Annotated in this window: 23 protein-coding genes and 1 riboswitch; of the genes, 9 read left to right on the top strand and 14 right to left on the bottom strand. The window is 59.3% G+C overall.

All coding sequences use genetic code 11. The features are described from left to right. Nucleotides 1–169: 169 nt before the first annotated feature. Nucleotides 170–667: a hypothetical protein gene (locus AC5SEM_RS23885; protein ID WP_495471415.1), complete on the bottom strand. Its 498-nt coding sequence runs from the start codon at nt 665–667 to the stop codon at nt 170–172. 323 nt (nt 668–990) lie between these two features. Here AC5SEM_RS23885 and AC5SEM_RS23880 point away from each other — a divergent pair, with 323 nt between their 5' ends. Together AC5SEM_RS23880 and AC5SEM_RS23875 are read left to right on the top strand one after the other, a co-directional pair. Beyond that, a complete protein-coding gene (locus AC5SEM_RS23880) occupies nt 991–1,542 on the top strand; it encodes a cytochrome b (RefSeq protein ID WP_077574882.1) in 552 nt (183 codons plus the stop codon). 31 nt (nt 1,543–1,573) lie between these two features. Further along, entirely contained in the window at nt 1,574–2,152 is a 579-nt protein-coding gene (locus tag AC5SEM_RS23875; protein ID WP_495471414.1) for a YceI family protein, read from the top strand. 259 nt (nt 2,153–2,411) lie between these two features. Here AC5SEM_RS23875 and rhlE2 read toward each other — a convergent pair whose 3' ends face one another. The 4 genes from rhlE2 to ahcY all read right to left on the bottom strand — a co-directional run bounded on the left by rhlE2 (nt 2,412) and on the right by ahcY (nt 7,935). After that, complete coding sequence (gene rhlE2, locus AC5SEM_RS23870) at nt 2,412–4,295, bottom strand: RNA helicase RhlE2 (protein WP_495471413.1); 1,884 nt, start codon at nt 4,293–4,295, stop codon at nt 2,412–2,414. Nucleotides 4,296–4,517: 222 nt separating this feature from the next. Then, a complete protein-coding gene (locus AC5SEM_RS23865) occupies nt 4,518–5,330 on the bottom strand; it encodes a substrate-binding periplasmic protein (protein ID WP_495471412.1) in 813 nt (270 codons plus the stop codon). A gap of 193 nt (nt 5,331–5,523) precedes the next feature. Continuing rightward, nucleotides 5,524–6,369 carry a methylenetetrahydrofolate reductase [NAD(P)H] gene (gene metF, locus AC5SEM_RS23860; protein WP_007913720.1) on the bottom strand — a complete coding sequence of 282 codons (846 nt, stop codon included), beginning with the start codon at nt 6,367–6,369 and terminating at the stop codon, nt 5,524–5,526. Between the two features lie 156 nt (nt 6,370–6,525). After that, nucleotides 6,526–7,935, bottom strand: a complete 1,410-nt coding sequence (ahcY, locus tag AC5SEM_RS23855) for an adenosylhomocysteinase (protein WP_457464319.1) — start codon at nt 7,933–7,935, stop codon at nt 6,526–6,528. Between the two features lie 23 nt (nt 7,936–7,958). Next, nucleotides 7,959–8,058: riboswitch (S-adenosyl-L-homocysteine riboswitch) on the bottom strand. Between the two features lie 198 nt (nt 8,059–8,256). Between ahcY and AC5SEM_RS23850 the strand changes: the two genes are divergently transcribed. Together AC5SEM_RS23850 and AC5SEM_RS23845 are read left to right on the top strand one after the other, a co-directional pair. Further along, nucleotides 8,257–8,664 carry an acyl-CoA thioesterase gene (locus AC5SEM_RS23850; RefSeq protein ID WP_016984776.1) on the top strand — a complete coding sequence of 136 codons (408 nt, stop codon included), beginning with the start codon at nt 8,257–8,259 and terminating at the stop codon, nt 8,662–8,664. Between the two features lie 174 nt (nt 8,665–8,838). Continuing rightward, entirely contained in the window at nt 8,839–9,735 is an 897-nt protein-coding gene (locus AC5SEM_RS23845) for a formate/nitrite transporter family protein (protein WP_495471411.1), read from the top strand. A 2-nt stretch (nt 9,736–9,737) separates the two neighbouring features. Here AC5SEM_RS23845 and AC5SEM_RS23840 read toward each other — a convergent pair whose 3' ends face one another. Together AC5SEM_RS23840 and AC5SEM_RS23835 are read right to left on the bottom strand one after the other, a co-directional pair. Then, complete coding sequence (locus AC5SEM_RS23840) at nt 9,738–11,027, bottom strand: cation:dicarboxylate symporter family transporter (RefSeq protein WP_495471410.1); 1,290 nt, start codon at nt 11,025–11,027, stop codon at nt 9,738–9,740. A gap of 37 nt (nt 11,028–11,064) precedes the next feature. Continuing rightward, on the bottom strand, nt 11,065–11,478 hold the full coding sequence (locus AC5SEM_RS23835) for a VOC family protein (protein WP_495471409.1): 414 nt from the start codon (nt 11,476–11,478) through the stop codon (nt 11,065–11,067). Nucleotides 11,479–11,569: 91 nt separating this feature from the next. Here AC5SEM_RS23835 and AC5SEM_RS23830 point away from each other — a divergent pair, with 91 nt between their 5' ends. Then, nucleotides 11,570–12,433 (top strand): LysR family transcriptional regulator, encoded by an 864-nt coding sequence (locus AC5SEM_RS23830; protein ID WP_495471408.1) that lies wholly within the window; start codon nt 11,570–11,572, stop codon nt 12,431–12,433. Nucleotides 12,434–12,464: 31 nt separating this feature from the next. Here AC5SEM_RS23830 and AC5SEM_RS23825 read toward each other — a convergent pair whose 3' ends face one another. Together AC5SEM_RS23825 and AC5SEM_RS23820 are read right to left on the bottom strand one after the other, a co-directional pair. After that, nucleotides 12,465–13,727 (bottom strand): cation:proton antiporter, encoded by a 1,263-nt coding sequence (locus AC5SEM_RS23825; RefSeq protein ID WP_495471407.1) that lies wholly within the window; start codon nt 13,725–13,727, stop codon nt 12,465–12,467. A gap of 269 nt (nt 13,728–13,996) precedes the next feature. After that, complete coding sequence (locus AC5SEM_RS23820) at nt 13,997–15,166, bottom strand: MFS transporter (protein WP_077574863.1); 1,170 nt, start codon at nt 15,164–15,166, stop codon at nt 13,997–13,999. Nucleotides 15,167–15,378: 212 nt separating this feature from the next. Between AC5SEM_RS23820 and AC5SEM_RS23815 the strand changes: the two genes are divergently transcribed. Both AC5SEM_RS23815 and AC5SEM_RS23810 read left to right on the top strand, forming a co-directional pair. Next, on the top strand, nt 15,379–16,212 hold the full coding sequence (locus tag AC5SEM_RS23815; protein ID WP_495471406.1) for an EamA family transporter: 834 nt from the start codon (nt 15,379–15,381) through the stop codon (nt 16,210–16,212). Between the two features lie 38 nt (nt 16,213–16,250). Beyond that, nucleotides 16,251–16,634 carry an MAPEG family protein gene (locus AC5SEM_RS23810; protein WP_077574861.1) on the top strand — a complete coding sequence of 128 codons (384 nt, stop codon included), beginning with the start codon at nt 16,251–16,253 and terminating at the stop codon, nt 16,632–16,634. Nucleotides 16,635–16,760: 126 nt separating this feature from the next. Here the strand turns inward: AC5SEM_RS23810 and mltA are convergent, their stop codons facing one another. Beyond that, complete coding sequence (mltA, locus tag AC5SEM_RS23805; protein WP_495471405.1) at nt 16,761–17,939, bottom strand: murein transglycosylase A; 1,179 nt, start codon at nt 17,937–17,939, stop codon at nt 16,761–16,763. Nucleotides 17,940–18,067: 128 nt separating this feature from the next. On the opposite strand from mltA, the gene AC5SEM_RS23800 reads away from it, so the two are divergent. Beyond that, the gene (locus tag AC5SEM_RS23800; protein ID WP_495471404.1) at nt 18,068–18,517 is read left to right on the top strand and encodes a c-type cytochrome; all 450 of its coding nucleotides are present in this window, start codon (nt 18,068–18,070) and stop codon (nt 18,515–18,517) included. Nucleotides 18,518–18,595: 78 nt separating this feature from the next. Here the strand turns inward: AC5SEM_RS23800 and AC5SEM_RS23795 are convergent, their stop codons facing one another. The 4 genes from AC5SEM_RS23795 to AC5SEM_RS23780 form a co-directional block, all read right to left on the bottom strand. After that, nucleotides 18,596–18,991, bottom strand: coding sequence for a DUF1090 domain-containing protein (locus AC5SEM_RS23795; protein ID WP_077574858.1), 396 nt, complete (start codon nt 18,989–18,991; stop codon nt 18,596–18,598). 97 nt (nt 18,992–19,088) lie between these two features. After that, on the bottom strand, nt 19,089–20,765 hold the full coding sequence (ligB, locus tag AC5SEM_RS23790; protein ID WP_495471403.1) for an NAD-dependent DNA ligase LigB: 1,677 nt from the start codon (nt 20,763–20,765) through the stop codon (nt 19,089–19,091). Between the two features lie 230 nt (nt 20,766–20,995). Further along, on the bottom strand, nt 20,996–22,186 hold the full coding sequence (metK, locus tag AC5SEM_RS23785; RefSeq protein ID WP_016987231.1) for a methionine adenosyltransferase: 1,191 nt from the start codon (nt 22,184–22,186) through the stop codon (nt 20,996–20,998). A gap of 18 nt (nt 22,187–22,204) precedes the next feature. Continuing rightward, nucleotides 22,205–23,200: an ArsR/SmtB family transcription factor gene (locus AC5SEM_RS23780; protein ID WP_077574856.1), complete on the bottom strand. Its 996-nt coding sequence runs from the start codon at nt 23,198–23,200 to the stop codon at nt 22,205–22,207. A gap of 258 nt (nt 23,201–23,458) precedes the next feature. Between AC5SEM_RS23780 and tkt the strand changes: the two genes are divergently transcribed. Beyond that, nucleotides 23,459–25,456: a transketolase gene (tkt, locus tag AC5SEM_RS23775; RefSeq protein ID WP_495471402.1), complete on the top strand. Its 1,998-nt coding sequence runs from the start codon at nt 23,459–23,461 to the stop codon at nt 25,454–25,456. Nucleotides 25,457–25,575: the final 119 nt, after the last annotated feature.

Here is a 25,575-nt window from a genome sequence, read left to right as displayed (position 1 = left end):
TTGCAATACTTCTGTTGATGACACTTTCTGGTTGTGCCAATGGGCGTTTCTTTCCTGGGGGTTACGGCGCTGAACTTGCCCATCAATGCAAGATAGATCCCTATAGTGCTGATTGTTTACAGCCGCCAGCAGTTTTCAAAAACTAATCAATCACAAACATTCAGGCCTGTTAAAAGTCCCATTTGAAGAACTCCGTGCCGTTCGGCAACTTCCTGAGCCATCTTTGCTTGGGTTTTCGAATTCGTCCGGGTACAAATCCGAAGCGGGCCCAGCGCAGATTCCCGTTGCGCTGATCGTAGATGACCAGGTTGCCATCGTCCTGGAGCGTCATGTACGTGTTGTACCAGAGCGATTTGTCGAGGCTGTGAGTGCTTTCAGCAATCCATAGGCGCCGTCGGGAAGGGTCGTAGAGAAAACCGTTATTGCTGATGACAAACTGCAGTGGCTCACGCATCTTTTTTGGATGCAAAGTCAAACTGTAAGGCTGCTTGTTATCGGCAATCCAGACTACTGCTTCGCCTTCTTTCATCACCAGGTTGCCATCGCTCTGCAATATCAGGCGAAATCGCCCGTTTTCGGATTGCAGATATTGGCCTGGGGTCAGGGTCTGGTTGGGCGGTAACTCGGAAGTACCACTTGCTTGAAAGGGGCTGTAACGAAGAGCCATATTGTTGACCTTCTCAAAGAATGATTGAGTCATCATTTGAGCAGGTGCAGACGTACAACTAGCGATACATAGTTATCGATTGAGAATTTCTCTGGCGACGACCTTCCTGTGATCGCCACCTGCTCCGGGGAGCGTCGGGTCAGCCCGCGAGAATCGAGCAGCATGGCCCGAGCGCTGTGCGGACAAATCGCCTTTAATCTTTCCTTAACACGCCACTTCCAGACTCTTGATCGTATTTCTCGATATTTCAAAGCGAAATTTTCCGCTTTAATTCGATAGATAACTCGCTAGTCTTGGTTCGCAGTTCTCACAGGATTTGGGCAATGCAGCTACGTAACTCTTCTTCGCGCTATGGTTGGGTCAGCATCTTCATGCACTGGGGCGTGGCGCTGGTGGTCTTCGGGCTGTTCGCGTTGGGTCTGTGGATGGTCGGGCTGGATTACTACAGCAGCTGGCGCAAAGAGGCGCCGGATCTGCACAAGAGCATCGGACTGGTGCTGCTGGGTGTGATGGTGTTGCGGGTGCTGTGGCGCTTTATCAGCCCGCCGCCGCCGACGCTGCAAAGCTACAGTCGCATGACCCGTATCGGCGCCAAGTTCGGCCACGGGTTTCTGTATCTGGCGCTGTTCGCTGTGATGCTTGCCGGTTACCTGATTTCCACCGCAGACGGTGTCGGGATCCCGGTGTTTGGCCTGTTTGAAGTTCCTGCACTGGTTTCCGGGCTACCGGATCAGGCAGATACCGCTGGGGTGATTCATCTCTGGCTGGCGTGGGCACTGGTAATTTTTTCCGGTCTCCATGCGTTGGCAGCATTGAAGCACCACTTTATCGATCGTGATGCGACCCTGACGCGAATGCTCGGTCGCAAAGCCTGAAATTCAACCTCGACTCAAAGGAAAAGAAAGCATGTTGAAAAAGACTCTGGCCGCTCTGGCAATCGGTTCTGCACTGCTCTCGGCTGGTCAGGCCATGGCTGCGGACTACAAAATCGACAAGGAAGGTCAGCACGCCTTCGTTGACTGGAAAATCAGCCACCTGGGTTACAGCTTCATCCACGGTATCTTCAAGGATTTCGACGGTACTTTCTCGTGGGATTCGGCCAAGCCTGAAGCCAGCAAGATCTCGGTTGATGTGAAAACCGCCAGCCTGTGGTCGAACCACGCTGAACGTGACAAGCACATCGCCAGCAAAGACTTCCTCGACGTTGGCAAGTTTGCTGATGCCAAGTTCGTCTCCACCGCCGTTAAATCGACCGGTGAAAAGACGGCTGACGTGACTGGCGACCTGACCCTGCACGGCGTGACCAAGCCTGTAACCTTCAAAGCCACATTCAACGGCGAAGGCAAGGATCCATGGGGCGGCGAGCGTGCTGGCTTCAACGCCAAGACCACCCTGAACCTGAACGATTTCGGGATCAAGGGCCCAGGTCCTACCTCGCAAACTGCGGATCTGGACATCTCGCTGGAAGGCGTGAAAGTTAAATAACTTTCGCTCGCCACATAAAAACGCCCCCGGTCGAAAGGCCGGGGGCGTTTTTTATTGCCTGCGACACACACACATCCCGTGTGGGAGCGAGCCTGCTCGCGAAGGCGGCTGGTCAGTCAGCAATGATGTTGGCTGAATGACCGCTTTCGCGAGCAGGCTCGCTCCCACAGGGGATATGCGGTGATTCAGGGGTATTTGTAGCGCCATAAAAAATGCCCCGGCTCTTGCGAGTCGGGGCATCTTTCATGGCGGCGTTAACTCAGCGATTGCGGGTCAGCAGCGCTGGTTTTTCGCCACGCGGGCGGCTTGGCAGTTGATCGAGCTGCTCAGGCGTCGGGAAGCGGTCGGCTTTCGATTCCTTGTGCATGATCTTCGGGCCGTTGCTGCGCGGGTTCTGCACGGCTGGCTCGCTGCGTGGCTGATCGTCACGGGCCGGACGGCGGTTGCGCGACGACGAGGCGGAATCGTCGCGACGCCCCGACTGACCATCACGCGGTGCGCCGTTGCGCGGGCCGCCGCTGCGTTTGGCGGGCGGGGTGCCGGTGCTCGAGCCGTTGCTGTTGCGCGGACCGTTCTGGCGACCCTGCGACTGACCGCCGCGTGGTGCGCCCGAACCTGCGCCAGCACCTTGAGCCGGTGCGCCTGGACGACGGCCGCGACCGCCAGCCGGGGCAGGCTTGGGCACGTAGTCAACGCGATTACCGAAGTTATCCACATCGTCGTCGAGGAACTCGTCCGGTGCACGATCAGCCGCCGCACGTGGCGGTTGGCTCGGACGCTGTTCGCGGGCCGGGGTGCCTTCGCGCGGTTTCTGCTGACGGGCAGGGCGCTCGCCACGTTCACCGGCCGGCTTCTCTTTGCCCTTGTCCTTGCCTTTGTCTTTACGACCGCCGCCACCGCCGCCATTCGGCCCGTCACCGCGTGGGCCACGTGGATTGCGCGGGTTACGCACGTCCGGACGCTCACGCACTTCCGGCTTCTCGGCTTCAATGGTGCTCGAATCGAAGCCCATCAGGTCGCCGTCGGCGATTTTCTGCTTGGTCATGCGTTCGATGCTTTTCAGCAGTTTTTCTTCGTCCGGGGCAACCAGCGAAATCGCCTCGCCCGAACGACCGGCACGGCCAGTACGGCCGATACGGTGAACGTAATCTTCATCGACGTTCGGCAGTTCGAAGTTGACCACGTGTGGCAACTGATCGATGTCCAGACCGCGTGCGGCGATGTCGGTGGCAACCAGGATGCGTACCTGGTTGGCCTTGAAGTCGGCCAGCGCTTTGGTGCGCGCGTTCTGGCTCTTGTTACCGTGGATCGCCACAGCCGGCAGGCCGTGCTTGTCCAGGTACTCGGCCAGACGGTTGGCGCCGTGCTTCGTGCGGGTGAAGACCAGCACCTGTTCCCAGGCGCCGGCGGTGATCAGGTGCGCCAGCAGCGCACGCTTGTGGCTGGCTGGCAGACGGAAGACGCGTTGTTCGATGCGCTCGACCGTGGTGTTCGGCGGCGTCACTTCGATGCGTTCCGGGTTGTGCAGCAGCTTGCCGGCGAGGTCGGTGATGTCCTTGGAGAACGTCGCCGAGAACAGCAGGTTCTGACGCTTGGACGGCAGGCGCGCGAGGACTTTCTTCACGTCGTGCACAAAACCCATGTCGAGCATGCGGTCGGCTTCGTCGAGGACGAGGATTTCCACGTGGGACAGGTCAACGCTGCCCTGGCCGCACAGATCGAGCAAGCGACCCGGGCAGGCAACGAGCACGTCGACGCCACGGGACATGGCCTGAACCTGCGGGTTCATGCCGACGCCGCCGAAGATGCAGGCGCTGACGAATTTCAGGTCACGGGCGTAGATCTTGAAGCTCTCGTGAACCTGGGCCGCGAGTTCGCGGGTCGGGGTCAGGACCAGTACGCGCGGTTGGCGCGGGCCATGACGCTGGGATTTGTCCGGGTGACCATTGGGGAACAACCGCTCCAGGATCGGAAGGGCGAAACCGCCGGTTTTACCGGTACCTGTCTGTGCCGCAACCATCAGGTCGCGACCTTGCAACACGGCGGGAATGGCCCGCTGTTGCACCGGAGTAGGCTCGGTATAGCCCGCATCTTCGATGGCGCGGACTAAAGCCTCGGAGAGACCGAGGGAAGCAAAGGACATGAGTAATCCTGTTTTAGTTAGGGCTTGGCCCAATGGGAGTCTTGCCTGGCGCGAATGGCGTTTAAGAGGACGCAATCCCGTCCGGTCCTGCTGCGGTTCCGAAGGCACGTCTGGAGCGCTCGCGCGGGCTGCAAAGCTGCGCTGTAGCGGGTCGAGAGGCCTATTACGGTTCCGGGCGTCCGGGCGTGAGCCTGGCGGGAACGCCGGAGTATAACAGAGCAATCACTGCGCGCTGCTTTCCTGCTGCTCAACGGTTTTGCGGTTGGCGGTGGCTGAGTTCAGTGAAGGGCTGCCGGCGGGCGCAGCGCCGTAGCGTGCGCTCAGCTCGGCGTAAGCCGGTTCGCGCTTGAATCGCTTGAGCTCGGCGCCAAACCGCTGCACCAGCAAATCCATGCCGGCATTGCGCCGAACCGCGAGAAACTGGCTCTGACGGCTAATAACGGTAGGGTTTTCGCTGATCTGATCGCGAATATTCAGCTCATCAAGCAAATGCTGGCCAACGCGGCGATCAGTGATCAGCAAGTCGATGCGACCGCGCACCAGTTTGCCGAAGTTGGCTTCGTGGGTCGGTGCCGGTTCACGGCTAAAAAACGTTGATTCGCGGAAATCGGGGCTGTACAGATAACCCGGCGAAGTGCCGATGGTCAGGCCTTTGAGCTCTTCGAGTTTACGGAACGGGTGCGGCCGGTCATTGGCGTAGAACATCACGAACTCGACGTCCGACAGCGGCTCGATCGGGTAGAGCAGGGTGGCGTCGCGCTCGTCGCTGTGAAAAATGTCCAGCGCACCGTCGGCCTGCCCGGTTTCAAGCATCGACAGGCAGCGCTTCCACGGCAGGAATTGCCATTCGACTTCAATGCCCAGACGCTTGAAGACGATGGCCGTAGTTTCATAGTCCAGCCCGAGGTTCTTGCCGCCTTCCTCATACACATAAGGCGCCCATGGCTCGGTGACAATACGCAGCTTTTCGCCTCGAGCGGCGAAGCTCAGGCAAGCAAAAACCAGCACGGCGAATAACTGCGTGATCAAAGGCATGGCTTGAGATTACGACGAGAAACGTGAAAGAGCCAGAAAGTGCCTGCACAAGCTCTGTTTCGGGCCTTTAAACGCAAAAGATCGCAGCCTTCAGCAGCTCTTACAGGGTGAACAAAATCCCAATGTAGGAGCTGCCGCAGGCTGCGATCTTTTGATCCGGCTTGTAGCTTTCAGCTTGAAGCTTGTAGCTGCTTTAACGCGGCAACTTCAGGTTATTCCAGATCGCCAGACTAGGCTCAGCCTGGTTCATGGAATAGAAGTGCAGCCCCGGTGCGCCGCCCTGCAACAGGCGCTCGCACATCTCGCTGACGACTTGCTCACCAAAGCGCTGAATGCTTTGCGTGTCATCGCCGTAGGCTTCCAGTTGCTTGCGAATCCAGCGCGGGATTTCCGCACCGCAGGCATCGGAGAAGCGCGCGAGTTTGCTGTAGTTGGTGATCGGCATGATGCCTGGCACGATCGGCAGATCGACACCTTGCGCCTGCAAACGGTCGACAAAGTAGAAGTAGCTGTCGGCGTTGAAGAAGTACTGGGTGATCGCGCTGTCGGCGCCGGCGCGAGCCTTGCGCACGAAGTTGGCCAGATCGTCTTCGTAGTTGCGTGCTTGCGGATGCATCTCCGGGTAAGCGGCAACTTCGATGTGGAAATGGTCACCGGTTTCTTCACGAATGAATTCCACCAGTTCATTGGCGTGACGCAGCTCACCGCTGGTCATGCCCATGCCGGACGGCAGGTCGCCACGCAGGGCGACGATGCGCTTGATGCCGGCGGCCTTGTACTCGTTCAGCAGGCCGCGCAGGTCGTCCTTGCTGTCGCCGACGCACGACAGGTGCGGAGCGGCCGGGATTTTGACTTCGCTTTCCAGTTGCAGAACGGTGTTGAGGGTGCGATCACGGGTCGAACCACCAGCGCCATAGGTGCAGGAAAAAAAGTCGGGATTGTAAGTGGCCAGCTGACGGGCAGTGGCGAGCAGTTTTTCATGCCCAGCATCGGTCTTGGTCGGGAAGAACTCGAAGCTGTAGCGACGGTCTTGGGACATGGTCATACCCTTGGAAACAAGAACCTTCGAGGCGTTGCAATCCCGTGTGGGAGCGAGCCTGCTCGCGAAAGCGCTGGGTCAGACAACACGGATGTTGAATGTTGAGACGCCTTCGCGAGCAGGCTCGCTCCCACAGGGAGAGCGAGCAAGCGCCTGTTAGTAGCGGTAAGCGTGCGGCTTGAACGGGCCTTCGACGGTCACGCCGATGTAGTCAGCCTGTTGCTTGGTCAGTTGCGTGACCACGCCGCCGAAGCCGCGAACCATTTCCAGGGCCACTTCTTCGTCGAGTTTCTTCGGCAGTACTTCAACAGTCAGGCGCTCGGCTTTCTGGGCTGGCGACAGGTCGGCGTACTTCTGGCCGAACAGGAAGATCTGCGCCAGTACCTGGTTGGCGAACGAACCGTCCATGATGCGGCTTGGGTGACCAGTGGCGTTGCCCAGGTTTACCAGACGGCCTTCGGCCAGCAGGATCAGGTAGTCGTCGTTCTGCGCGTCGAAAGCGCCCGGGCCGGTACGGTGGATCTTGTGTACCTGTGGCTTCACTTCTTCCCATGCCCAGTTCTTGCGCATGAAAGCGGTGTCGATTTCGTTGTCGAAGTGACCGATGTTGCAGACAACAGCGCGCTTCTTCAGGGCTTTGAGCATGTTCGCGTCGCAAACATTGACGTTACCAGTGGTGGTCACGATCAGGTCGATCTTGCCCAGCAACGCTTTGTCGATGCTTGCTTCGGTGCCGTCGTTGATACCGTCGATGAACGGCGAAACCAGTTCGAAACCGTCCATGCACGCTTGCATGGCGCAGATCGGGTCAACTTCGGAAACCTTAACGATCATGCCTTCCTGACGCAGGGACTGAGCCGAACCCTTGCCCACGTCACCGTAACCGATGACCAGCGCTTGCTTGCCGGACAGCAGGTGGTCGGTGCCGCGCTTGATCGCGTCGTTCAGGCTGTGACGGCAGCCGTACTTGTTGTCGTTCTTGGACTTGGTCACCGAGTCGTTGACGTTGATGGCCGGGATTTTCAGCTCGCCCTTGGCCAGCATGTCCAGCAGACGGTGTACGCCGGTGGTGGTTTCTTCGGTCACGCCGTGAACGCGATCCAGGACTTGTGGGTACTTGTCGTGCAGCAGCTGGGTCAGGTCGCCGCCGTCGTCGAGGATCATGTTGGCGTCCCATGGCTGGCCATCTTTCAGGATGGTTTGTTCCAGGCACCACTCGTACTCTTCTTCAGTTTCGCCTTTCCAGGCGAAAACCGGGATGCCGGCAGCAGCGATAGCGGCAGCAGCCTGATCCTGAGTCGAGAAAATGTTGCACGACGACCAGCGTACTTCGGCACCCAGGGCAACCAGGGTTTCGATCAGCACGGCAGTCTGAATGGTCATGTGGATGCAGCCGAGGATCTTGGCGCCTTTCAACGGCTGTTCGCCGGAGTACTTGCGACGCAGACCCATCAGAGCCGGCATTTCCGATTCGGCGATGATGGTTTCGCGACGGCCCCAGGCAGCCAGGGACATGTCGGCAACTTTGTAATCGTTAAAATCTGCAGGCGTGATAACAGCGCTCATGAAGAGCCTCCATTCGTAATGTATGCGAATGGGCGCCGTTGTGCGTTTAGTGTCCAGCCTAAGGCCGGTCAACGCCCCATCCGAGCCTGACAGGTTGAACCTGCTGCAGCGCCCCTCGGACAGGTGGCGGGAAAACGGTATCAATTGAAGATGACCGTTTTGAAACGGGGGCGATTATAGCCGTCTAGACTGATCTTCCAAAGGGTTTCTGTCGGCCAGATGAAGATCGTTAATGACGACCATAGTCGAAGCCGCATGGAGCATGACCGCTCAGTCTGCCAAGATACCGTCCATCGTTCGGCAAGACACTCAGGAGTGAAGATGAATTTCCACACCCGCAAATGGGTAAAACCCGAAGACCTCAACCCCAACGGCACCCTGTTCGGTGGCAGCCTGTTGCGCTGGATCGACGAAGAAGCGGCGATTTACGCGATCGTCCAGTTGGGCAATCAGCGCGTGGTGACCAAGTACATTTCCGAAATCAACTTCGTCAGCGCCTCGCGCCAGGGCGACATCATCGAACTGGGCATCACCGCCACCGAGTTCGGCCGCACCTCGATCACCCTGACCTGCGAAGTGCGCAACAAGATCACCCGCAAGAGCATTCTGACCGTCGAGAAGATGGTGTTTGTGAATCTGGGCGAAGACGGCTTGCCAGCACCGCATGGGCGCACTGAAATCAAATATGTGAAAGACCAGTTTCAGGAAGATGAGTTAGTTACCAAGTGACATCAGCGTCGGCTTCATCGCGAGCAGGCTCACTCCTACAGGTACAGCGCAGTCCATGTAGGAGTGAGCCTGCTCGCGATGACGGTTTCAAAGTCAGCGAAGAATCATCTGCCCACTGAACAGCCATGAACCGCCGGGGTCGTAGGTAAACACCACCCCCACGGTTCCCACGCCATGACCACCCCCACTGACGGCAAAACCCCCGACCTCTCGGCCAAAGAGCAGCACGAAGTCGAGAAAAACCAGCCGCCCCGTGCGGCCGTTCTGCACGAAATCATCCGCTCTCAGGGCGATCAGGAGCTGGAGCGCAGCATCGCCGCACTCTGGTGGTCGGCGCTTGCGGCAGGGCTGACCATGGGTCTGTCGCTGATGGGCATGGGCCTGCTCAATTCGCGCCTGCCCGACGGTGACGAATTCAAAGTGATCGCCAGTTTCGGTTACTGCGCCGGCTTCCTTGCGGTGATCCTCGCCCGCCAGCAACTGTTCACCGAAAACACCCTGACGGCAGTGCTACCGGTCATGACCAAGCCGACCCTGCAAAACTTCGGACGGCTGATCCGCCTGTGGACGGTGGTGCTCGTTGGCAACCTGTGTGGCACGATTCTGGTCGCGTACGTGATGCTCGAACTGCCGATCTTCGACAGCAAGACGGATCATGCCTTCCTCGAAATCGGTCGCAAGGTCATGGAGAACCATGCCAGCCAGATGTTCGCCAAAGGCATCGTTTCCGGCTGGATGATTGCCACCATGGTCTGGATGATCCCGTCCATGGAGAGCGCGAAGATGTGGATCATCATCCTCATCACCTATTTGATGGCGCTCGGCGATTTCACCCATATCGTGGTGGGTTCGGCGGAGGTGTCATATCTGGTGTTTGCCGGCGAGCTGCCGTGGAGTGATTTCTGGATGGTCTTCGCGGGGCCGACGCTGGCGGGGAACATCATTGGTGGCAGCTTTATCTTTGCGCTGATCAGCCATGCGCAGATCCGCAGTGAGAGCGGTGCGCCAAAGACGGATAAACCCGCCTCTGGCGAATCCAGCGAGGATGATTCAGGCAGCAAAAGCCGATAGTTTCAGCCGTTGAACGGCGGGCTGACCGGTGACGCGGTCGGCTCGCTTTCAGGCGCCTTGAGCTGACCTTCCCAACGTGCAATGACCAGCGGCGCCAGCGCGTTGCCCAACACGTTCAGCGCAGTCACCGGCATGTCCATCAACCGGTAAACGCCAGCGATGATCGCCACGCCTTCCACTGGCAATCCGGCGGCGGTCAGCGTTGCCGTCAGAATGATGAACATGAAGCCCGGCACGCCCGCCGCGCCTTTGGATGTCAGCACCATGATCAGCACCAGCATCGCCTGATCTGCCAGACCCAGATCAATGCCATAGGCCTGAGCGATGAACAACGTGCCCAGCCCTGCAAACAGTGATGCGCCGTCGAGGTTGAACGAGTAGCCCAGCGGAATGACCATGCTGGTAATCGGGCGCGGCGCTCCATAGCGCTCCATTTTCTCGATCAGTTGCGGCATCACCGTGGCCGAAGCGGCGCTGCTGTAGGCCAGCAGTAGTTCACTGCGTATTTCCCGAATCAGATGGAAAAAACGGATCCCGGCGATTCTTGCCACCAACCCGAGCACGCAGAATGCGAATAGCAGCACGGCTACGTAAGTGATGCCGATCAGCTTGGCCAGCGGCAGCAAGGCACTCAAACCGAAGCTGGCCACGGTCACGCCGATCAGGCCGAAGATGCCGATCGGCGAATAGTGCATGACCAGATGCGTGACCTTGAACATGGTGTCGGAAACCGCTTGCATCACCGCGATCAGCGGCGCCTTCTGTTGCTCGGGCAGCATCGACAGGGCGCAGCCGAACAGGATGGCAAAGAACAACACCGACAGCAGTTTGCCCTGCGACATGGCCAATACGATGTTGTCCGGGACGATGTTGACCAAGGTTCGACCCAGGTTTTGCGTTTCACCCGTAGTGGCCAGGCCGGTGACCGGTGCTTGCAAGGTGCTGCTGAAATCCGCGCCAGCGCCGGGCTGGAATACGTTGCCGATGATCAGCCCGAAGACGATGGCGATGCTGGTGATCGTGAAAAAATACACCAGCGTTTTTATCCCGACCCGTCCCAAGGCCTTGGTACTGCCCGCGCCGGCAATGCCAACGACCATGCAGGCAAAGACCAGCGGTACGACGATCATTTTCATCAGCCTGATAAACAGGTCGCCCGCCGGTTGCAGCAGGTTGTCGATAAACCAGGTCTTGTGTTCGGGAAACTGGTTGAGGAGGATGCCGACGAGGACCCCGGCGGCGAGCCCGATCATGATGCGAGTGACCAGGCTGGTGGATGTTTTGCTACTCATGCTGTGCCCCTTTTTATTGTGTTTGTTGGGGTTGGAATCAATGCGCAAACAGACCGTTGAAGTCCTTGAAGCCTTTGACTTCGATCGGGTTGCCGCTGGGGTCAAGGAAGAACATCGTGCGTTGCTCGCCCGCTTCGCCGGCGAAACGAATCACCGGTGGGATTTCAAAGTGAGTGCCCAGGCGGTTCAGGCGCTCGGCCAGTTCCAGCCATTCCTCTAGAGGCAGCACCACGCCGAGGTGTGGCATCAGCACCTTGTGCTCGCCGACCTGCCCGGTGCGGGTTGTCGCGAAGGGTTTGCCCAGGTGCAGCGAGAGTTGATTGCCGAAAAAGTCGAAGTCGACCCACGTCTCTGTACTGCGGCCTTCGGTGCAGCCCAACACATCTCGATAAAAAATCCGCGTCTGTTCCAGGTCGCAAACATGGTATGCAGCGTGAAAAGGTCTGTTCATGTGATAGCCCTGAGTGAAGGAGCACTCAGGGTAAACAGGCCATGCGGCGGGGCAAAACGGCTTCGCCTTGTTCTGAGCGAAAGGAAAACTTATGGACGTGCGCTTTCTTCAAAGCCTGATCGCGGTAGTTGAAACCGGTTCGATTGCGGCCGCCGCGCGCCGCGAAAACCGCACGGCGGCGGCGATCAGTCAGCGAGTTCAGGCACTCGAACGGTCACTGGGTTATGCCTTGTTGGTGCGCACCGCGCATGCCGTACGGCCATCGGATCTCTGTCTGCAGGTGCTGCCGCAAATCAGGGCGATCATCGAACAGACGCAGGCTTTGCAAAACGATCGGGACCACGATGCTCTGACGGGAGAGGTGAAGATTGGCGCGATCTCGACTGCCTTGACGGGTGTGTTGCCGGGGTTGATCGAACGATTGGCGTTATCGGCGCCGGCGCTCAAATTGAAGATCACGCCCGGAGATTCAAAAAGCCTTTACGAAAAAGTGCTGACGGGCGAGTTGGACGCGGCAATTCTGGTCAGGCCGCCGTTCCAGCCGCCGAAGGCATTGGTGCTGGCTGTGCTCAAGGTCGAACCGCTGGTTCTGATTGCGCCGGCGGCGCGCGTCGGACAGTCGCTGGAAACACTGCTGCGCGAAGGTCCATTCATTCGTTATGACGCACGCTCATGGGGCGGGCAGATCGCTCAGCGATACCTCGACGAGCAGGCGATCGAGCCGAATGTGCTGTGTGAACTGGATGCGCTGGAAACCATCGTCATGCTCGTGACTCAGGGGATGGGAGTGTCACTGGTGCCGCAATGGGCCGGGATGGCGCTGGACGGAATGTATGTCCTGCCGGTGGAAAAGGAGCAGCGTTATTCGCGGGAACTGGTGGTGATGCACAGCTCGACGCCGCACCGCCCGTTGGCGATGCGACATCTGCTCGAATTACTCTGCGACCCGCCATGAAAGTATTCCACGACTGCGCCGCAGTGATGTGTCAGTGCGCGGTTTCGGTCGCAGCACTCGGCTCGTTGCGCGTCGCGTGCTTGACCAGTTTGCCGATGGTCAGCCCCTGCAACAGGATCGACGACAGCACCACAATGTAAGTGATGCTCAGCAACAGATCACGCTCCGGGCCCAGCGGCAGGGCCAGCGCCAGTGCCACCGAGACACCGCCGCGCAAACCGCCCCAGGTCAGAATCCGGATCGTGCCGGCGGGCACTGTCCGCCAGCGGCGCAGCAGCAGAATCGCCGGGGCCACCGTGAGCAGGCGCGAGAGCAGAATGGCTACCGCCAACACACTCGCCGCCGCCACGTGCAGCCAGTTGAACGGCAGCAGCAACAGCTCCATGCCGATCAGCGCGAACAGCAGCGCGTTGAGCATGTCATCGAGCAATTCCCAGAAACCGTCCAGATAACGGCGGGTCATGTCGTTCATCGCCAGATTGCGCCCGAGGTTGCCGATGATCAGACCGGCCACCACCATCGCGATCGGCGCGGAAACGTGAATCTCCGTGGCCATCGCCGAACCGCCAATGACCAGCGCCAGGGTCAGCATCACAGTGATCTGATGTTGCTCGACGCTTTTGATCATTCGATAGACCAGATAACCGATCAGCCCGCCAAAGAGCACACCGCCGATGGCTTCATGAACGAACAACATGGCGGTGGCGCTGACGGTCGGGGTTTCGCCGAGTTGGGCGATGCCCAGCAATACGGTGAACACCACAACAGCTGTGCCGTCGTTGAACAGCGATTCGCCAACGATGGTGGTTTTCAGCGGCTTCGAGGCGTTGGCGGTACGCAGCACGCCGAGCACCGCGATCGGGTCGGTTGGCGAAATCAGCGCGCCGAACAGCAGGCAATACAAGAAGCTCACGTGCCAGCCGAACAAGGCAAAAATGTAATAGGCGAGGCTGCCGATTACCGTGGTGGCAATCAACACGCCGAAGGTTGCCAACAGACCGATGGGCCAGCGGTAGCTGCGCAAGTCATTCAGGTTGACGTGCAAGGCGCCGGCGAATAGCAGGAACGACAGCATCCAGTTCATCAGCAGATCGCCGAAGTCGATCTGGCCGATCAATTGCTGTACGCGTTCTTCAAGACCGGGGTAGCCGAGCACGCTCAGACCTTGCAGGATCAGCGAGAACAACAGCGCGGTGACCATCACGCCGATGGTCGGCGGCAGACCGATGAAACGAAAGTTGACGAAGGTCAGGAGGGTGGTGAGGCAGATGAAAGCGGCGACAAGTTCAAGCATCCGGGGTCCTTTGGATGAGGGGTGGAAGATAGCGCACCGAATCTTTGGCGCAGGGGTTGGATGGGTTGAGTCAGGATCGGGACACAGTTGATGGTGTGATGAGATCAAGAGCCCCCTCACCCCAGCCCTCTCCCTTAGGGAGAGGGGGAAAGGGAGCAGATCTTCAAGTCTTTCAGGGGCTGAGTTCGGCTGGAAATTTCAGGTCGATGTAACTCGAACATTCAACACGGTCAGTCCCCTCTCCCTCTGGGAGAGGGCTAGGGTGAGGGCTAGCCGGACACATTGACCGCAGCCGCCTCACGACGTTGCAGATAAATAAACAAAAGCGCCGTCAGCACCGTCAACACACCGACCAGCGCACCCGTCCACGGCAAGTCCGCGAGATCCGCGCCACTGGCCACCACCAGCCCGCCGATCCACGCACCCGCCGCATTACCGAGGTTGAAAGCGCTTTGATTCAAGGTCGAGCCGAGGTTCGGCGCTTCATGGGCCTGATCGATGATCAGCAGTTGCAGAATCGGGCACAGCGCAAAGGCAAAAATCCCCCACAGCACCAGCGTGATCGCCGCCGGCACCACCGAGTGACTGGTCTGGCTGAACGCCGCCAGAATCACCACCACGGCCAAGGCCACACCGACCAGCGACGGCAACAAACGGCTATCGGCCAGACGTCCGCCGAGCATGCTGCCGCCGGTCAGGCCGACGCCGAACAACAGCAGCATCACCGTTACCCCGTGTGGGCTGACGCCGGTGATGTCTTGCAGGATCGGCGCGATATAAGTGAAAACGCTGAACAGGCTGGTCGACGCCAAAACACTCATGCCCAGCGCCAGCAGCACGTTGACCTTACCCAGCACCTTGAATTCGCTGGCGAGGTTGGCCTTGTCCATCGGGATGTGTTTCGGCAACCACAACCACTGCGCGAGAGCGGCGATCACACCAATCACCGAGACCGCCCAGAAGGTCGAGCGCCAACCGGCGTACTGACCCAACGCTGTTCCCAGCGGCACGCCGAGAACATTGGCCAAGGTCAGGCCGGTGAACATCATCGCAATCGCCTGCGCGCGTTTGTTCGGCGCGACCAGCCCGGCGGCGACCACCGAGCCAATGCCGAAGAACGCGCCGTGACACAGCGCCGTGACCACGCGAGCAGCCATCAGCGTCGCGTAGTTCGGCGCCAGGGCGCAGAGCACGTTGCCGAGGATGAACATCAGCGTCATCCCCAACAAGGTCGCTTTGCGCGGCATGTTCGCGGTGCCGATCGCCAGGATCGGTGCGCCGAACACCACGCCCAGCGCGTAACCGGTAATCAACAAACCCGCGTGGGGAATGCTCACAGAAAGATCGCGGGCAACATCGGGCAGCAGGCCCATGATGACGAATTCAGTGGTGCCGATGCCGAACGCGGCAACAGCGAGGGCAAGCAAGGCGAGTGGCATGCGCAAGGTCTCTGTCGGTAGTCTTGACGCTTTGATCAGGCATACGCAGGCCGACGACCGCTCTCTATGGAGGGCGGTGCAGGCAGGAATTATTGGTATTTTTCTGTGCGCAACTGAGTGCGGCGTGGTCGCTTGCAGTATAAACAGCTGCTGACACATCGCGAATCAATAATCTGACTAATTGGCTCGCTAACAACAATAAGGAGTGGAACGTGCTGGCGACGGGGTTGGTATTGATGGCGGCGCTGCTGCATGCGACGTGGAATACATTGATCAAGTTCAGCGCCGAGCGGCTGCTGGTGGTGGCGTGCATGGACACCGTGGCGTTGCTGGTCGTTGCCATCGCGTTGCCATTCGTGAGCTTGCCGCCCATGGAAATCTGGCCGTGGATTTTGGCGTCGGCAGCGTTTGAATTGCTGTATCGCTACCTGTTGATTCAGGCGTATCGGGTCGGCGATCTCGGGTTGGTCTATCCACTGATGCGCGGTTTGTCGCCGCTGGTAGTGCTGGCGCTGACCCTGATCTTCGCCGGTGAAGTGCTCACCACGCAGCAAATCTTCGGCATCATGCTGATCCCGTTCGGTATGGTTTGTCTGCTGTGGCAGGGTGGCGGTGGCAAGCATTTGCCGTGGTCGATGCTGCCGGTGGTGGCGCTGATTGGCCTGTGCATCGGTTGCTATACCTACATCGATGGCCAGGCGTTGCGGCGTTGGTCGCATCCTTTGGATTATCTGGTCTGGGTCACGCTGCTCAGCGCCTGGCCGTTTCCGCTGTTGGCGTGGGTCGCCAAGCGTCCGGCGTTCATGTTGTTCTGGCGTGAGCAATGGAAGCTGGGGTTGGCGGTGGGCTTCTGCGTATTGGCCAGCTACGCTCTGGTGCTGTGGGCGATGCAATTGGGCTCGATTGCGGAGGCGGCGGCATTGCGTGAGATCAGCGTGATTCTGGTGGTGCTGTTCGGCATGCGCTACTTGAAAGAACCTTTCGGCCGTCCGCGGCTCTTAGCCTGTGGGTTGGTACTGATCGGCATGCTGGTGATGAAGTTCTAACGGCCCGCGAATTCTATAACTCGAAAAAGGACGGCGTTATGACGGTGGCTCTGTGGTGTGTGTTGATTGCGATTTTTCTGCCGTATGTCTGCACTGGCGTGGCGAAAGCCGTGGGCGGCTACCGGTTGAGTGACAACCACGATCCGCGTGACTTTCTTGAAAGCCTCAACGGTGTGGCCCGTCGGGCGCACGCGGCGCAACTGAACAGCTTTGAAGTGATGCCGGCGTTTGCAGCGGCGGTGATCGTTGCGCACCTGGTGGGAACCGCGCAGTTGGTGACGGTCAATGTGCTGGCGGTGATGTTTATTACCAGTCGCCTGCTGTACATCATCTGCTACCTGGCGGACTGGGCGATCCTGCGTTCACTGGTCTGGTTTGTGGGGATGGGGCTGATTGCTTCGTTCTTCTTTGTGTCGGTCTGATTATTTTACTGGTGTTGCTGATGGCCTCATCGCGAGCAGGCTCACTCCTACATTTTGGAATGCGTTCCCCTGTAGGAGTGAGCCTGCTCGCGATAGCTATCTGATTACCTCAGCAGATTCCAAGGCTTACTTCTTCTCTGTATCCGCCACCTGCGGCACTTGCGGCAGCGCCGCGCCTTTTGGCCAGAGCATCCAGATCTGCCCTTGTTGTTTCATGTCCCCGGCCAGTTGCCCGGCCGCATCACCGGTGCCCCAGAACAGATCTGCACGAACCTCGCCGGCAATCGCGCCGCCGGTATCCTGCGCCGCCACCGGGCGGACCAGTGCCGTGCCATCCGGTTTTGTGGTCGACAGCCACAACAGACTGCCCAACGGAATCACCTTGCGATCCACCGCCGCGCTGTAGCCGGCAGTCAACGGTACGTTCAGCGAACCGCGCGGGCCTTCATTGCTGTCCGGGTTGCGGGTGAAGAACACATAACTCGGGTTGCTACCCAACAGTTCGGGGATGCGCGACGGATTGGCTTTGGCCCAATTGCTGATCGCGTTCATGGTCACGTCTTCTTTCTTCAGCTCGCCTTGTTCGACCAGCCAGCGGCCAATCGGCCGGTATGGATGGCCGTTCTGATCGGCGTAGGCAATGCGCAGTTGTTTGCCGTCCTCGGTCTGAATCCGTCCGGAACCCTGTATCTGTAGAAATTGCAGATTCATCGGGTCAGTCAGGTAGGCAACCACCGGGGCTTTCACACCTTTGGATTCGATGGTCGCGGCATCGTCGTATGGCTTGAGCACGCGGCCTTCGAGGCGACCGCGCAGGCGTTTGCCTTTCAATTCCGGATAGATGCTGTCGAGCGAGACGATGATCATGTCTTCCGGCACGCCATACACCGGCACGTTGGCCGCGCCAGTGGGCGTCAGGCTGCCGGGGTAGACCGGCTCGTAGTAGCCGGTGATCAAACCATTGGGGTTGTCGTTTTCAGCGCGCAGGCCGTAGACATCGAGATTCTGTTTGAGAAACGCACGAATCTCGGAGGCGCTCTGTGGAACATTGGCCGCTGCTGCGCAGGTTGTGCCCCAAACCGCATCAGCTTTGAGTCGGGTGCACGCGCTACGCCACGAACCGAAACCGGCGACCAGGTCGCTATCGGATACCGCCGGCAAGGCTTCCCAGGTGGCGCTGGAATAAGTGGCCAGCGCGTGGGTTTTTGGCTTGGCGGTTTCGCCACCGGTGCAGCCGGCGAGAATTGCCAACACTGGAAGGGTGGCTATGAGCGGGTGAAACCAGGCCTTGAGACGGCTGTTCATGGAGTAATTCCTGTGACGGTTGCCTGAGTGCTCCATGCGCTCGAACAACCCGTATTTTTAATAGGGCTATTGGTGTTTGGTGGTGACGCGAGGATACTGGCCGCCGAATTCCGTGACCTGAAGCCACCATGACTCTTAAACGCATTTCTGTTGTATTGCTGGCCTGTCTGACCTTGTCCGCCTGTGGCGGTGTCGATCCGAATTCTCCGCTGGGCCAGCGCAAGGCCATTTTCAAACAGATGCTCAAGACCGGCGAAGACCTGGGCGGCATGTTGCGTGGACGCCTTCCGTTCGACGGGCCGAAGTTCGCCGAAGGCGCGGTCAAGCTCGATGCGTTGTCCCATGAACCGTGGAAGCATTTTCCGCAGGTTCGCGAAGAAGATCACACCAGCGCCAAGGACGATGTCTGGCAGAAGCAGGCGCAGTTTCAGGAAATGGCCCGCACCCTTGAAGCGGCCACCGGTGAATTGGTGATCGCCAGTCAGGTTCAGCCATACAAGGCCAGCAACCTTGGGCCGGCGGTGCAGAAAGTTGAGGATGCCTGCAGCGCTTGCCATAAACAGTTTCGCGATCATTGATAGTTAAAAGATCGCAGCCTGCGGCAGCTCCTACCCTGATCAATGCAGGAGCTGCCGCAGGGTGCGATCTTTTGATTTTTACTTATCGATTTCGTCCAGCGCATCCTGCAGTTCTTTGCGCGACTCGGCCAGTTTGTCTTTGCGCTTGTTGATCTTTTCCGGGTCGCCTTTCTTCATGGCTTTGTCGAGATCCGCCTGACGCTTGCTCACCTCGTGCTTGGCTTCGAGCACCTTGTTTTCGCGTTCTTTCTTCAGGCCCGCGTCGGTGCAATGCTCGGTCACTTCACGCAAGGCCGTTTCCAGGCCGGCCTGCTGATCGGCATTGCCGCGCGACTTGGCCTGTTCGATCTGGTTCATGATGCCTTGCTTCTTGGCTGCGCAGCCGGTCAGGCCCGGGGCGTCTTCGTCGGCCATGACGGGGGCGGCCATTACGCCGCAAAGGGTCAGCATGGCGAGCGGTGCGAGAAATTTCATAAAAGCTCCATGTGCAAAGGCAATCGGGTCGGTCAGGCACTGCGCAGTTTGAGCGCCTAGGTGGCCGATGGGTTCCCGGCGCGCCGGGATTGCGTAGTCAGAAACCGTCGATTCCGGCGGCATGTAAGGTTTCGCTCAAAGCCAGTACCTGCGGATCGCGAAAGAATGCGCTCAGTTGCGCCGCACGTCCCGGGCCGATACCGGCTTCGGCCTGCCATTGTTCGGTGTCACGTTGTGCCAGCGCCCGCCATGAGTCAGGCAGTTGTGCCTGACCTGTCGGTGGTAAGCCCAGGGCTTTGAGCCATTGGACGAAGGGCCGTTGGCGCGCGCTGTGAAAACTGTTCATCAGGCGTTCGCTGCTGCGTTCGCCGAAGCCGGCAATGTTAGCAAGCTCTGGCGCGTCGAGGGTCAACCAATCCAGCAGGTTATTCACGCGGCGTGTATCGAGAAGTTTCTCCCAGGTGCCACGACCGACATGTTGCATCGCCAGCCCGTTTTTACCGCTGAGCCAGGTCAAGCGGGCGAGAAACTGGCTTTCACAACCGTGGGTCGGTTGCCAGCAGCTCAGGGCGTGGAAGTCATCGGCGTTGGGGATATCGATATCTGTGCGTTCGGTGGTGCGCAGTACAACACTGTCGAGCCGAGGAATGGTCAGGCCGGCGAGGCTGATCGCAACCTGATCGCCGGGGCGAATGTCCAGCTCTTGCCAGCGCTTCAACGAACTGGCGCTGACCCGTTTGATTTCGCGGTCATCGAGTGTCACCGGGATCAGCTCGATCACCGGTGTGATGCGGCCGGTGCGACCGATCTTGAAATTGACCTTGCGGACTTCAGCCAATGCCTGAGCAAACGGGTACTTCCAGGCGACCGCCCAGTACGGTGCGCGAGCCTGCCAGCGCTCAGCAGGCGGGCGCAGACTCTGGCGCAACACCACACCGTCGGTGGCAAATGGCAGAGGCGAGCGATACCAGTGCTCGCGCCATTTCTGTGCCTCTGCGAAATCACTGGCGGGCTGGCTGTACGGTTCAGTTGTGGCAAAGCCCAGCGCTGCCAATCGTGAAATCCGTTCGGGCAAATCCACAGGCCCTTGTGGCCAGTCCCAAACGAACAGCCCGATCCCGGCGGCTTGTTCTGCAGTGAAGGATTTGCGGTTCATCAGTCCGGCAACGGTGGCACGGGCGTTGACGCTGCCGGAGCGGGCTTGTACGTGTTCATTCAAGCGCCAATAAAGCTCCCCTTGAACCAGCAGATCCAATGGTTGTGACAGGCGTTGAGGGATAGCGCCGATCTGCTGTGCTGACGGCGTCCAGTCTTGGCCACGCACCCCGTCACCGCGACTGATGGCCTGATGCAAAACGCCCGCGCGGTAAATCAGTGTCACTGCGACGCCATCGATTTTAGGTTGTACCCAGACATCCTGGCGGTCGCGCAGCCACGTTTCCACGGCGGCTGCGTCATGCACCTTATCCAGACCGGTATGGGCGATGGGGTGTGCGATTGAGCCTGAGGCAGTGCGCAGTGGCGCAGGCGTGGGTGGCAAATCGAGGCACCGCCGCCACTGGCTTAACCGCAGACGCGACTGGTCGTAAAGTTCGTCTGCAATCAGCGAGCGGCCTTCGCGGTGATAGGCGTCGTCCCAATGGTCGATCTGTTTTTGCAGGGCGGCGATTTCGCTTTTTGCATGAGTGGCTGGCCAGTTCGGGCAATCGGCGTGGGCGTTGAGGGCCGTACAGGCGGTGAGGAAAACCAACAACAGGCGCAGCGTGACAAGCATTGTGAGCGTCCTTGCTCAGGGGGAATGGTTGAAGGTTAGAAGACGATTGGGAGCTCGGTAGGTGGGGTGTTTTGCGGGGTGTGTCTGGTCGGGAAGTGATGTCGGTCCGGCTGGCCTCTTCGTCGGATCGCCGCCCGGAGCAGGCTCGCTCCCACAGGGTATTGAGCGCGCATGAAAAAGCCCCGCACGGCGCTAACCGTGCGGGGCTTTTTTGTACCGCGGGGAAAGTCTTACAGACCAGCAGCAGAACGCAGGGCGTCGGCGCGGTCGGTTTTTTCCCAGGTGAACGTGGTGAAGGTGTCTTCGCCAACGGTCTTGGTCTCTGGCGTGCGACCGAAGTGGCCGTACGCTGCAGTTTCCTGGTACATCGGGTGCAGCAGATCGAGCATGGTGGTGATTGCGTATGGACGCAGGTCGAACACTTCACGCACCAGTTTGACGATCTTGTCATCACTGATCTTGCCGGTGCCGAAGGTGTTCAACGAGATCGACGTAGGCTGAGCCACACCGATCGCGTAGGAAACCTGAATCTCGCAACGCTCGGCCAGGCCGGCCGCGACGATGTTCTTGGCAACGTAACGGCCAGCGTAGGCAGCCGAACGGTCAACCTTCGATGGATCTTTACCGGAGAACGCGCCGCCGCCGTGACGGGCCATGCCGCCGTAGCTGTCGACGATGATCTTGCGACCGGTCAGACCGCAGTCACCTACCGGGCCGCCAATGATGAACTGGCCGGTCGGGTTGATGTGGAACTGGGTGTCTTTGCTCAGCAGTTCGGCAGGCAGCACGTGCTTGACGATCAGCTCCATCACGCCTTCGCGCAGGTCTTTGTACGACACTTCAGGGTTGTGCTGGGTCGACAGAACTACAGCGTCGATACCGACAACCTTGCCGCCTTCGTAACGGCAAGTCACTTGCGACTTGGCGTCCGGACGCAGCCAAGGCAGCAGACCCGATTTACGGGCTTCGGCCTGGCGCTGTACCAGCTGGTGCGAGAAGGTAATCGGTGCTGGCATCAAAACGTCGGTTTCGTTGCTGGCGTAGCCGAACATCAGGCCCTGGTCGCCGGCGCCCTGATCTTCAGGCTTGGCACGGTCAACACCCTGGTTGATGTCCGGGGATTGCTTGCCAATGATGTTCATCACGCCGCAGGTCGCGCCGTCGAAGCCGACGTCGGAGCTGTTATAGCCGATGTCGAGAATCACGTTACGCACGATCTCTTCCAGATCGACCCAGGCGCTGGTGGTCACTTCACCGGCAACGATGGCCACGCCAGTCTTGACCAGAGTTTCCACGGCAACGCGTGCGTGTTTGTCCTGGGTAATGATGGCGTCCAGCACCGCATCGGAAATCTGGTCGGCGATTTTGTCCGGATGCCCTTCGGACACGGACTCGGAGGTGAAGAGGGAGTATTCGCTCATCTCGATGTTTTCCTGAATTTACCGATGGTGAGTGTCGCCAGTCGGTCGCTGAAAATGGCGAACCTGGATCTGGAAACCATTACGTAAGCCTACATAGAGGCTTTCCCCGGGAACGAGTCCCGCAGCGGTGGCCCAACGGGCCAAATCGTCCTGTTCAAACCCCAACCACAGATCACCGCAGGCCTCCCTGGCCCAACTCTGGTTGTGGCTACATAACTCTGTCACGAGCAGGCTACCGCCCGGTTGCAGCAGGTCGGCCATGTGCTTGAGCGCATCGGCCGGCGCGGCGAAATGGTGCAACACCATGTTCAACACCACGCAATCGGCCTTGAGGCTGGTGCCATTCAATGCATCGGCCAATTGCAGGCTGACGTTAGCCAGCTGTTCACGTTCGCATACCTGACGCGCCAGTTCGAGCATCGCCGGGCTGTTGTCCAGCGCGGTTACGGTGCCGAAGCGGCGGGCCAGTTCCGGCAGAAAAGCACCATCGCCGGGGCCGACTTCAATGGCCGTGGCAGCACCATCGAAGTTCAGTTTGTCGAGCAGGGCCAGCACGCTGTCACGGTACTGCGGCAGGCCTGCGATCAAGTCTTGCTGGGCACGGAATTTCTCCGCCACCCGGGCGAAAAAGTCCTGACTGGCGGCGGCACGTTGGCCGTGAACCTGCTCGATGCGCGCTTGCACGTCGTCAGGCAGATCCAGATTGTCGACTTCTTCTAACAATGCCGCGTGCAACTTGCCGCCGAGCAGTTCGGTGTGGGGCAGGGCGCGGCGATAGAAAATCGCGTTGCCTTCGCGGCGCGTCGCCACCAGGTCGGCTTGTGCCAGTACCTTGAGGTGATGACTCATGCCGGACTGACCGATGCCGAAAATCTGCGCCAGTTCCAGAACACCGAACGAATCGTTGGCCAGCGCGCGCAAGACATTCAGCCGCAACGGATCGCCGCCGGCCTTGCACAGGGCCGCCAGCTCGTCGCAATCGTCATGGCGAATGGAAGGCACGCGTAAATTCATAGGGCCGCAGTCTAGTGATGGGGGGAATTCATCGCAAGGCCAATATCAAAAAGTTTTGATATTGCTCGATAAATGGCACTTCTCACCAGGCGGTTAACTCTACAAACGAGTAGCGGAAAGGTTTCACCAATAGAAAGCGCCGCTATCCATTGGAAAAACGCCCCCGGATGACTATCTGTCATTGCCCCGAGGCGCCCCGGTGAGGGAAAATGCCCTCCTTTTTTCCGTTTCGACTTACCAGAACCCAGGAGATCAGCGATGCCTAGCCGTCGTGAGCGTGCCAACGCCATTCGTGCCCTCAGCATGGATGCCGTGCAAAAAGCCAACAGCGGCCATCCCGGTGCCCCAATGGGTATGGCAGATATTGCCGAAGTGCTTTGGCGCGACTACCTCAAGCACAACCCGAGCAATCCATCGTTCGCCGACCGTGACCGCTTCGTGCTGTCCAACGGCCATGGCTCGATGTTGATCTACTCGCTGCTGCACCTGACCGGTTACGACCTGTCGATCGAAGACCTCAAGCAGTTCCGTCAACTGCACAGCCGCACCCCGGGTCACCCGGAATTCGGTTACACCCCGGGCGTTGAAACCACCACCGGCCCACTGGGTCAGGGTCTGGCCAACGCCGTCGGTTTCGCCTTGGCTGAAAAAGTCCTGGCGGCGCAGTTCAACCGTCCGAGCCACAATATCGTCGACCACCACACCTACGTGTTCCTGGGCGATGGCTGCATGATGGAAGGCATTTCCCACGAAGTTGCTTCCTTGGCCGGTACGCTGGGTCTGGGCAAGCTGATCGCTTTCTACGATGACAACGGCATCTCCATCGACGGCGAAGTCGAAGGCTGGTTTACCGATGACACCCCTAAGCGTTTCGAAGCCTACAACTGGCAGGTGATCCGCAACGTTGACGGACACGACCCGGAAGAGATCAAGACTGCCATCGAGACTGCTCGCAAGAGCCCGCTGCCGACCCTGATCTGCTGCAAGACCACCATCGGTTTCGGCTCGCCGAACAAGCAGGGCAAAGAAGACTGCCACGGCGCTCCACTGGGCGACGCGGAAATCGCGCTGACCCGTCAGGCGTTGAACTGGAACCACGGCCCGTTCGAAATCCCGGCCGACATCTATGCCGAGTGGGATGCCAAGGAAAAAGGTCGCGCAACCGAAGCCGAGTGGGATCAGCGTTTCGCTGCTTACTCCGCTGCGTTCCCGACTGAAGCCAACGAACTGGTACGTCGCCTGAGCGGTGAGCTGCCGGCCGATTTCTCCGAAAAAGCCTCGGCTTACATCGCTGAAGTTGCGGCCAAAGGCGAAACCATCGCCAGCCGTAAAGCCAGCCAGAACACCCTGAACGCCTTCGGCCCGCTGTTGCCGGAACTGCTTGGTGGCTCCGCTGACCTCGCCGGTTCCAACCTGACCCTGTGGAAAGGTTGCAAAGGCGTCAGCGCTGAAGATGCCAGCGGCAACTACATGTACTACGGCGTGCGCGAGTTCGGCATGACCGCGATCATGAACGGCGTGACCCTGCACGGCGGCCTGGTGCCTTACGGCGCGACCTTCCTGATGTTCATGGAATATGCGCGCAACGCCGTACGCATGTCGGCGCTGATGAAGAAGCAAGTGATCCACGTCTACACCCACGACTCCATCGGTCTGGGCGAAGACGGCCCGACGCACCAGCCGATCGAGCAATTGACCAGCCTGCGTACCACACCGAACCTCGACACCTGGCGTCCAGCCGATGCCGTTGAGTCGGCCGTGGCCTGGAAGAACGCTCTGGAGCGCAAGGACGGCCCATCGGCGCTGATCTTCTCGCGTCAGAACCTGCAGCACCAGGAACGCGATGCCGGCCAGATTGCCGACATCAGCCGTGGCGGTTACGTGCTGAAGGACTGCGCAGGCGAGCCTGAGCTGATCCTGATTTCGACCGGTTCGGAAGTGGGTCTGGCGGTTCAGGCTTACGACAAACTGACCGAGCAAGGCCGCAAGGTGCGCGTGGTTTCGATGCCGTGCACCAGCGTGTTCGATGCTCAGGACGCCGGCTACAAGCAAGCCGTGCTGCCGTTGCAGGTCAGCGCACGTATCGCCATCGAAGCGGCTCACGCCGACTTCTGGTTCAAGTACGTGGGTCTGGAAGGTCGTGTGATCGGCATGACCACTTACGGCGAATCGGCTCCGGCTTCGGCACTGTTCGAAGAGTTCGGCTTCACCCTGGAAAACATCCTGGGTCAGGCTGAAGAACTGCTGGAAGACTAAGTCCGACAGTTGTGTTGTCCGGGCTGACGCCTTCGCGAGCAGGCTCGCTCCCACATTGGAACGCGTTTCCCTGTGGGAGCGAGCCTGCTCGCGAAAGCGTTGGTTCGGGCAACATCGCA

The organism is Pseudomonas sp. CH61 (assembly GCF_059429415.1).
This window is presented reverse-complemented; position numbering and strand designations above follow the sequence as displayed.